Annotated in this window: 12 protein-coding genes; 5 read left to right on the forward strand and 7 right to left on the reverse strand. The window is 36.5% G+C overall.

The features are described 5' to 3' along the window. Both MV589_RS02150 and MV589_RS02155 read left to right on the forward strand, forming a co-directional pair. Positions 1–849 (forward strand): DNA polymerase (locus tag MV589_RS02150; protein WP_297431595.1); only part of this gene is annotated, 849 nt, incomplete at its 5' end. Next, entirely contained in the window at positions 849–1,022 is a 174-nt protein-coding gene (locus MV589_RS02155; protein ID WP_297431613.1) for a hypothetical protein, read from the forward strand. The genes MV589_RS02150 and MV589_RS02155, both read left to right, overlap by 1 nt. A gap of 6 nt (positions 1,023–1,028) precedes the next feature. Here MV589_RS02155 and MV589_RS02160 read toward each other — a convergent pair whose 3' ends face one another. Both MV589_RS02160 and fliK read right to left on the reverse strand, forming a co-directional pair. Next, positions 1,029–1,283 carry an EscU/YscU/HrcU family type III secretion system export apparatus switch protein gene (locus MV589_RS02160; RefSeq protein ID WP_297431597.1) on the reverse strand — a complete coding sequence of 85 codons (255 nt, stop codon included), beginning with the start codon at positions 1,281–1,283 and terminating at the stop codon, positions 1,029–1,031. Further along, the gene (gene fliK, locus MV589_RS02165) at positions 1,280–2,218 is read right to left on the reverse strand and encodes a flagellar hook-length control protein FliK (RefSeq protein ID WP_297431599.1); all 939 of its coding nucleotides are present in this window, start codon (positions 2,216–2,218) and stop codon (positions 1,280–1,282) included. The genes MV589_RS02160 and fliK overlap by 4 nt, the downstream gene beginning before the upstream one ends. A gap of 54 nt (positions 2,219–2,272) precedes the next feature. Between fliK and MV589_RS02170 the strand changes: the two genes are divergently transcribed. Together MV589_RS02170 and MV589_RS02175 are read left to right on the forward strand one after the other, a co-directional pair. Further along, on the forward strand, positions 2,273–2,701 hold the full coding sequence (locus tag MV589_RS02170) for a hypothetical protein (protein WP_297431601.1): 429 nt from the start codon (positions 2,273–2,275) through the stop codon (positions 2,699–2,701). A 1-nt stretch (position 2,702) separates the two neighbouring features. Next, positions 2,703–3,218: a thiamine phosphate synthase gene (locus MV589_RS02175; protein ID WP_297431602.1), complete on the forward strand. Its 516-nt coding sequence runs from the start codon at positions 2,703–2,705 to the stop codon at positions 3,216–3,218. Positions 3,219–3,227: 9 nt separating this feature from the next. On the opposite strand, the gene MV589_RS02180 is transcribed toward MV589_RS02175, so the two are convergent. Continuing rightward, on the reverse strand, positions 3,228–4,466 hold the full coding sequence (locus tag MV589_RS02180; RefSeq protein ID WP_297431604.1) for a BaiN/RdsA family NAD(P)/FAD-dependent oxidoreductase: 1,239 nt from the start codon (positions 4,464–4,466) through the stop codon (positions 3,228–3,230). Positions 4,467–4,492: 26 nt separating this feature from the next. Here MV589_RS02180 and MV589_RS02185 point away from each other — a divergent pair, with 26 nt between their 5' ends. Continuing rightward, positions 4,493–5,143, forward strand: a complete 651-nt coding sequence (locus MV589_RS02185; RefSeq protein WP_297431606.1) for a tRNA-uridine aminocarboxypropyltransferase — start codon at positions 4,493–4,495, stop codon at positions 5,141–5,143. Between the two features lie 4 nt (positions 5,144–5,147). Here the strand turns inward: MV589_RS02185 and MV589_RS02190 are convergent, their stop codons facing one another. From MV589_RS02190 to MV589_RS02205, 4 genes are all read right to left on the reverse strand, one after another. Next, positions 5,148–5,540 (reverse strand): DUF6858 family protein, encoded by a 393-nt coding sequence (locus MV589_RS02190; RefSeq protein WP_297431608.1) that lies wholly within the window; start codon positions 5,538–5,540, stop codon positions 5,148–5,150. A gap of 70 nt (positions 5,541–5,610) precedes the next feature. Then, a complete protein-coding gene (locus MV589_RS02195) occupies positions 5,611–6,285 on the reverse strand; it encodes a YggS family pyridoxal phosphate-dependent enzyme (protein WP_297431609.1) in 675 nt (224 codons plus the stop codon). Between the two features lie 3 nt (positions 6,286–6,288). Further along, entirely contained in the window at positions 6,289–7,344 is a 1,056-nt protein-coding gene (gene rseP, locus MV589_RS02200) for an RIP metalloprotease RseP (RefSeq protein ID WP_297431611.1), read from the reverse strand. Continuing rightward, on the reverse strand, positions 7,344–7,706 hold a 363-nt coding region (locus MV589_RS02205), incomplete at its 5' end, for a CDP-alcohol phosphatidyltransferase family protein (protein ID WP_367271551.1). The genes MV589_RS02205 and rseP, both read right to left, overlap by 1 nt.

A 7,706-nucleotide genomic window follows, 5' to 3' on the forward strand; every position in this document is an offset into this window, starting at 1 on the left:
CTTTTAAAACTAGCAAATGCAACTGAGACACATAGAATCCATACCTCTTTTGTTCAAACAGGAACAGCAACAGGACGATTGAGCTCAAAAAATCCAAACTTGCAAAATATTCCAACACGAACACCGCTTGGTGCTAAAATTCGTCAAGGGTTTATTGCAGGAGAGGGCAAAAAACTTATTGGTATTGACTACTCACAGATAGAGCTGCGTTTGTTGGCACACTTCTCTCAAGATGCGGTGTTAGTAGATGCCTTTAAACACGATAAAGACATTCATCTCCAAACTGCTATTATTCTCTTTGGTGAAGAAGAAGCGCCGGCAAAAAGAAGCATAGCAAAAACTGTAAACTTTGGACTACTCTATGGAATGGGACAGAAAAAACTCTCTGATACTTTGGGCATAACAACAAAAGAGGCAAAAGCAATTATAGAGAAGTATTTTGAATCTTTTCCTACAGTTAAAAGCTACTTTCGCTCTATTGTTGAGAGTTCAAAAGAGAAAGGCTACATCGAGACACTACTTAAACGCAGACGCTATTTTGACTACGAAAATGCAACACCGATGTTTCGTGCTGCTTATGAGCGTGAGTCTGTAAACTCTGTTTTTCAGGGAAGTGCATCTGATTTGATAAAACTGAGTATGAATAAAATTCACAGAGTCATAGAAGATGAGAACTTAAAAGCCAAAATGCTCTTACAGATTCACGATGAGTTGATATTTGAAGTTGATGCAGCTAGCGCTGATATGCTTGGTAAAAAGTTTCGTGGGATTATGGAAGGCATTATGGAGCTCAATGTTCCACTCAAAGCGAGCTTGAATATTGGTGACAAATGGAGTGAGTTAAAATAATGGAGTACAGATACATAGGTAGAAGCGGTCTGCGTGTGAGTCCCATCTGTATGGGGACAATGACATTTGGCACACAAACACCAGATGAGAAAGCTGTACCACTTTTTACGAAAAAATATCTCAAAATCTCCTGTGACGCAGTGCATGATGAGATTCTCTGTCCGATGGGCTAGAGTGTTTTACTCTTTTTTTGTAATGTTGTAGAGAAAAGAGAAGAGTTCTGCAACAGCCTTATACATTTCAGGTGGTACTTCTGTATCAAGTTCAACATTTGAGAGAAGTTCTACAAGATTTTCATCCTTTTTTAGTGCTACGCCATTTTCTTTTGCTATTTGTATGATTTTTTGAGCAGTTTTTCCTTCGCCCTTTGCTGTTACCTTTGGTGAGTTGTCTTTTGTCTGCTCATATTTGAGTGCTACTGCTTTTTGTTTCATGCTTTTACTTCAAATCCCATTGCTAAATTATCATATACCATTGCATCATACATTGTTTTTTTACCTTCAACAAAACGTATCTCTTTTGGAATGATTGCTGCGTTTGATAGCTGTTTCTTGAGTATATGCATATTGTCTAAAATAAGCGTTTTTAATGTTTGACTCTCTGTTGTGATGTTCATTGTAAGTTGATTCTTTTCAAAGAGTGCTAAACGTAAATCAATTGCTCCATACTCTTGGAGTTCGAGATGAATATCACATAAAGAGGTCTTGTTTTTCATCTGTTTTATATTTATTTCTCCCTCCTTTAGAACATCCCATGAATAGGGCAGATAAAATGAGGCTGCGTTTGAGAGATGTGAAACAAGTTGGCTGTAATCTATGATAAGGTTAAGTTTATCAATATGTTTAAGTATCTCCTGTGATTTTGCTGAATTTAATCTATTTGAGAGTTCATCATGTGTTTTTGAAAGAAGTGCTTTGAGGTCATTTGAGAGTAACTCTTTTGGATTGCCATTTTTTTTGAGCTGATTTTCTAGTAAAATTCCCGTCATTTTTAGTTTGGAGTGTAGCTCTTTTGGATTTATATCTTTTACATCTGTAAGCATATTTTGGAGAGTTTTTTGTAACTGTGGTGCTTGCTTATTTTGTTTTAGTAGTTGTAGCAGTGCTTTGATGTCAGGCGTTGCGTTTGCAAGTGATTTAAGTGTTGGATTGTTTTTAAGTAGTGACAAGAGTATGTTGTTTTGTTCTTCATTAGTAGTACTGTTTTGTTTTAAAATAGAACTAAGTAGCGTACTTAAATCTTTTACTTGCGTGAGTGTTTGTAGTTGAGCAGGTGAAGCGGATTTAAGTGCAAGTGCTAATGCTTTGTTTGTGCTTGGCATTAGTAATTTTAAATTTTTTTCTGCGATTTGTGTTGAAGAGTGTATCATAGGAAAGAGTTTAGCATACTTTAGTATAATACGCAAAAAAATAAGAGATGAGATATGAACGAAAAAATAGAAAATATATTGACAATATGGCATAAATACTTTGAAGATGAAACAAACCAGTATTCGGAGTTTGAACCTTCCGATATTGAATACTTTGTAGGGTGTATGCTTTACAATCACTTTGCATTTTCAAAAGCACACCACAATCTAAAAACTATGGATTTAAGTTATGACTTTTTGTCCTCATGTGGAGAGTATTATGAAGAGTTTGAAAAAGAGATAGCTTCCATAAACTTTGAAAATGAGGAGCAAGCTTTAGTATTTTTGCAAGAGTACATCCAAACTTCAAAAGCCAAATATACAAAGCCAGAACTCTATTTGCTTGAGAGAATGGAGTACCATGTAAACGCAATGGCTGCGCGTTATGAGAAAGAGGTTGATGTAAAGAAAATAGACTTTGAAAATCCACTCTTAAGAAAATAGTATGAAAAAGTATCTTATTAGTGCATCTCCCTCTTATTTTCAACTGCGAAAATATATGCCAGATTTTGCACTTTATCGTGACAAAGAGAGTGAAGATTATGCTTTTAATGCCCAGAATTTTATACAGATGTGTAAACCCATAAAATCACTCAAAGCTTTTTTACATCAAGATTATAAACTTGCACACTCTCTAAACGCAGCAGGTGTGCATTTGACATCAACACAATTTGATGCAATACAAAAGGCAAAAGCACTTGGTTTAGAGGTCATAATAAGTACACATACGCATGAAGAAGTTCTTAAAGCAGAAGAATTGGGTGCAGATTATGTAACATACAGCCCTATCTTTTGTACTCCCAACAAGGGCGAGCCAAAGGGTGAGCAAGATTTAAAAACTTTATGCACGAAGAGCAATATGAAAATTTTTGCACTTGGCGGTATAATTTCACAAGAACAAGTAAATGCACTTGAGGGATGTGGTGCGTATGGCTTTGCATCTATTCGTTATTTTTTATAGTAACTACTTTTATAGTAACTTACCTGCCAAATACCCTGAAGCAAAGCTCCATTGTAGGTTGTAGCCTCCGCATGGTCCATCAAGGTTCATAACTTCGCCACAGAAGTAGAGTCCTTTTATAAGTCTGCTTTGCATTGTTTTTGGATCTATCTCTTTGAGGCTGATGCCGCCTCGTGTAATCATTGCCATTTTAAAGCCATCGTGTCCGTTTACAGTTAAGGGTGTCCATGCAAGAAGAGAGATGAGTTTTGAGCGTTTTTTTCCATCAACTTTTTTATATTTGATTGTTGTATCAATTTTTGCAAGATTACAAATCTCTTTGCTAAGAGCTAAGGGAAGGAGGGTAGATACAAGTTCTAGAGCATTAAGTGAGGGATTGTTTGCTAGCTCTTTTTTAAAATGTTTTTGAATCTCCTCTTCATTTTTTCCCTTTGTGAAATTTAATAGTAGCGGCACTTCACCATATTTTTTGAGTAGGGGTGTAATTTCGCGTGCAAAGTCAAGCACAACTGGCCCGCGTATGCCATGATTTGTAAATATTAAATCCCCTTTAGCTCGTAGTTTTTTATGCTTTTTTAAATCTACTCGCAGTTCTACTTTTGCTATGGTGTCGGCTCGACAGTTTTTGACCCACTCCTCTTTTGTACGCAGGGGCATCATGGCAGGAGAGAGGTCAGTTACTTTGTGTCCAAGCTCACTTGCAAGGTTGTAGCCATCCCCCTCAGCACCTAAAACAGGGTATCCAAGCCCACCTGTCGCTACGATTACATTGGCTGCGTTTAGCATATTGTCTTGAGTCTTGACACCGCTGACATGTTCGCCTATAAGTAAAATTCGTTCAACTCTTTGATTGCACAGAGTTGTAATGCCTACTCTTTGCATCTCTTTTTCGAGGGCTTCTATGATAGTAGTAGCAGAATGAGAAGTTGGAAAAACACGAAAACCATCAGGGGCATGGGTTGCAACGCCTATCTCATCCATAAAAGTGACAAGGGCTTTGTTGTCAAACGCAGCGAGTGCATCTTGCATAAAGCGTCCATCACGCCCAAAGTGTGCCATAAAATCTTCATTGCTCAAAGTATTTGTAAGGTTGCATCTACCGCCACCCGTTGCTTTGAGCTTGGAGGCTATTTTGGAAAGTTTTTCAAGGAGTAAAACTTTTTTACCCTCGCGTGCTGCTACTATTGCCGCTATTATTCCAGCTGCACCACTTCCTACAACAATAAGGTCATAATTATCACTATTCATACCGTTATTTTAGTATAATTGCATTAATGAAAACTTATTATGGCGATAGAGAGAAGTGTTACAAATGTTATAGACCCAAAAGTTCGTGTATGTGCGGGCATTGTGAAGATATTCAAACGCAGACAAAATTTGTGATTTTGATGCATCCAAAAGAGTTTAAAAAGGTCAAAAACAATACAGGACACTTTACACACCAAAGCTTGAAAAATTCAGAGCTATTTATAGGTATTGATTTTTCAGAGCATAAACGCATAAATGAAATTATTGCTTCGCACGACAGCTACATTCTTTTCCCTTCTCCAAACGCAGTGAACCTGACAAATGAGTACCCTAAACGTAGCGATAAACCACTGGCAATTTTTCTTATAGATTCGACATGGGCATGTACAAAAAAGATGTTTTGTGAGAGTAAAAATCTAAATTGTCTTAAACATATGAGCTTTACAACAATAAAAACTTCACAATATGAGATAAAAGAGCAGCCGAATGAGAATTATCTCTCAACTATAGAGTCTACTTTGGTTGTTTTGGAGTTGTTAAACAAGTGGGAGATAGAGCAGATACAAGAGAAGCAACTTGAAGGATTTTTGAATCCTTTTAAAGAGATGATAGCGTATCAAAAAAATCTCATAGTAAACCCAAAGAGTAATGCTGTGAGATTTAAAAGATATAGCTAAATTTTTATGCGTTTGCTACTGATTTAGCCCACTCTTCTGTTACTAAGTGGAGTTGTTCATTTGGAACTTCTAAGAAGTTAATCTCAAAGCTGTCTTCAAATTCACAAATCCCAATACTTCGAGGACGAACAGCCAAAATTTTACTTGTTGGAAGCATTTTTCCAAAACAAAATACTACATTTTTTGCAGCTTTAATTTCTGGAGCTATTACACCATCTTTTATAGCACTTGTATGCTCATAGTGATCAAATACAGCTATCTCTTTTGCTACAGGATGTTTCTCTATAAGTGCCTGAAAATGTCCGACAATCTCATCTACATTTTTGTATGTAGTCTCTTTTTTCTCAATCACAAGAGAAAATACAGGGTATTTATCCATTAAAATAGTCTTTGTCATATCTTTTAATCCTTTTAAATTATATACGAAGTATATCTTATAGTTATTATAAAAATATTATATACTAATATTACTTTGGAAATATAATTGAGCCAAGACGAACCATATTTGAGCCACACTCTATAGCAAGCTCAAAGTCGCCACTCATTCCCATAGAACAGATTGTTGCACCTTCTAGTTGTTTATAAATTCTATGTGCTGTTAAAAAACTCTCTTTAACAACTTCTTTGTCTTGGCTATGTGCGCCAATACTCATAACGCCTTTTAGGTTAATATTTGGACACTCTTTTTGGATTGTATTATAAATATTGATGGCATCTTCTGGCATAACACCATGTTTGCTCTCCTCTTTTGCTGCATTTATATGTAGCAGACAATCAAGCGTCATCTCTTTTGCTAAAAGTTTTTTTTGTAACTCATTTGCCAAATCCAATGAATCAAGTGCCTGAAAAAGGCTAGGATTGATTGTAAGAAGATTATTTATTTTGTTTTTTTGTAAGTTTCCAATAAAGTGCCACTCAATAGGTAAATCTTCAAGCTCTTTTGTCTTTGCTTTAAGGTCTTGTACTTTGTTCTCAGCAAAAGCACGCTGTCCAATTTTGTAAAGTTTTTCAATATCTTCACTTGTAGAGTATTTACTCACCGCAACGATTTTTACAATGTGATGTTCACTCACTTTAAGTCTCGCCGCTTCAACCCGTCTAATAACATCATCTATATATAATTTATACTCTAATTCATTCATTTTTTATCCTACTAATCTATTTATATCATTAAAAACGCCAAGTCCCATAAGTCCAACAAGGATTACCCAGCCTGCTATTGTAAGGTTTATGACAATTTTTTCATTTGGTTCTCTTCTAAAAAATAGCTCATAAAGATTAAACATTATATGCCCACCATCTAATGCTGGAATAGGTAAAAGGTTTAGCACTCCAAGGTTTACAGAGATAAGTGCCGCAAAGAAAAGTACACTCATCCAACCTGAAGCAGAAGCATCGGAGGTAAGTTTGACAATGGAGATAACACCTCCCATCTCTGATGCTGGCACATCGCCAACTATTAGTTTTTTAAGCCCTGTAAAGATGAGTGTTGAAGCAAAAATAGTCTGATCAGTTGCATATTTGAATTTTTCTACAATGCCAAGTTTTTGTTTTTTCATAACACCTGCTGCAGAGATTCCTATCATTTTGCGTTTGACACTTTCTCCATACATATCTTTTGCATCTTCAAGTTTTGGTTTTAGTGTGATTTGTTTAAGGTATCCTGCTCTATTTACATCAAGTTCAATGTTTCCTGAAGCAGAAGAGATCATCTCTGCCATCTTTTTCCATGTTTGTATTTTTTTACCATTAATGGAGATGATGGTGTCGTTTGACTCTAAACCAGCTACAAACGCAGGAGAATCTTTTACCACTTGACCAACTACTGGTGCTAAAGTGCTAGGATTACCAAGAGCAATTCCAAAGTAGAGAATAAACGCAAGTACAAAGTTTGCTAAAGGTCCAGCTAAAAGTATGAAAATTCTTTGTAGTGGCGTTTTTGTATTGTAGCTGTCTGCATCATAATTTTTTTTGCTAGGGTCTGAATCATCTTGCCCTTTCATACGAACATAGCCACCAAGAGGAATGGCTGAAATACTCCACTCTGTGTCAAAGGCATGAAAAGTAAAAAAGCGTTTACCAAAGCCTATGCTAAAGACTTCGATATGTACGCCCATAAGACGAGCCGCTGTAAAGTGACCGAGCTCATGAAAGAAGATAAGCCCTGAGAGAACGAGGAGTGCAATTATATAGCCTGTCATTATTTGCTCTCCCTTGTGATGGCATTTTTAAATTCCCAAAGATACTCTGCTCCAGAGTAAACAGTAAGGATGACTGCAAACCAAAGTAGAGCAGTTGCAAATGGCCAGTGCATAAGTAAAAAACCGATGGCTATCATCTGTCCGACTGTTTTTACTTTTCCTGCCCAAGAGGCTTTTACACTAATGTTTTCACTTACAGCAACAGTGCGAAGTCCTGTGATAAAAAGCTCACGAACAATGATGATGTAGATAGCCCAAGGTGAAGCATCACCCATAACCATCAGTCCCAAAAACGCAGCGAGTGTGAGCATTTTGTCAGCGAGTGGGTCAAGGATTGCTCCAAGCATTGTCATTTGATTCCA

The organism is Sulfurimonas sp. (genome assembly GCF_026991475.1).
Taxonomy (GTDB): Bacteria; Campylobacterota; Campylobacteria; order Campylobacterales; family Sulfurimonadaceae; genus Sulfurimonas.

Excerpts from the sequence above, each read along its gene's own strand:
- MV589_RS02155 (WP_297431613.1), top strand. The coding sequence starts at position 849 with ATGGAGTACAGATACATAGGTAGAAGCGGTCTGCGTGTGAGTCCCATC.
- MV589_RS02160 (WP_297431597.1), bottom strand. The coding sequence starts at position 1,283 with ATGAAACAAAAAGCAGTAGCACTCAAATATGAGCAGACAAAAGACAAC.
- fliK (WP_297431599.1), bottom strand. The coding sequence starts at position 2,218 with ATGATACACTCTTCAACACAAATCGCAGAAAAAAATTTAAAATTACTA.
- MV589_RS02170 (WP_297431601.1), top strand. The coding sequence starts at position 2,273 with ATGAACGAAAAAATAGAAAATATATTGACAATATGGCATAAATACTTT.
- MV589_RS02175 (WP_297431602.1), top strand. The coding sequence starts at position 2,703 with ATGAAAAAGTATCTTATTAGTGCATCTCCCTCTTATTTTCAACTGCGA.
- MV589_RS02180 (WP_297431604.1), bottom strand. The coding sequence starts at position 4,466 with ATGAATAGTGATAATTATGACCTTATTGTTGTAGGAAGTGGTGCAGCT.
- MV589_RS02185 (WP_297431606.1), top strand. The coding sequence starts at position 4,493 with ATGAAAACTTATTATGGCGATAGAGAGAAGTGTTACAAATGTTATAGA.
- MV589_RS02190 (WP_297431608.1), bottom strand. The coding sequence starts at position 5,540 with ATGACAAAGACTATTTTAATGGATAAATACCCTGTATTTTCTCTTGTG.
- MV589_RS02195 (WP_297431609.1), bottom strand. The coding sequence starts at position 6,285 with ATGAATGAATTAGAGTATAAATTATATATAGATGATGTTATTAGACGG.
- rseP (WP_297431611.1), bottom strand. The coding sequence starts at position 7,344 with ATGACAGGCTATATAATTGCACTCCTCGTTCTCTCAGGGCTTATCTTC.